Raw genomic sequence first — 253 nt, forward strand, 5'->3', positions numbered from 1 at the left:
GACTTGGGTTCAAACGTAAATATGTAAGATGTTAAAAAAGAAAAAGGTGGTAGCAATCTTTCGTGATTGCTACCACTTTTTTCTTTGACTACTGAACTCTCTTCTTAGAAAACATTCGTTTGCCTCTGGACAACTTATATGTTAGAAGCTTCTTCATTCCATTTATAAACCCTATCTCTTTTCTCATCACTTTTGACAAAAATAAGCTTTCCTTCTTTAACAAATCCTTCTAATAGTAAGCATACTTCTCCAT

At 32.8% G+C, this 253-nt stretch carries 1 protein-coding gene; it reads right to left on the reverse strand.

The features are described 5' to 3' along the window. Window positions 1-134: 134 nt before the first annotated feature. The coding region (locus KVT11_RS20260) for a DUF3895 domain-containing protein (RefSeq protein ID WP_217609186.1) at window positions 135-253 on the reverse strand (119 nt) is incomplete at its 5' end.

Source organism: Bacillus sp. GbtcB10, from assembly GCF_019091365.1.
Taxonomy (GTDB): Bacteria; Bacillota; Bacilli; order Bacillales; family Bacillaceae; genus Bacillus; species Bacillus altitudinis.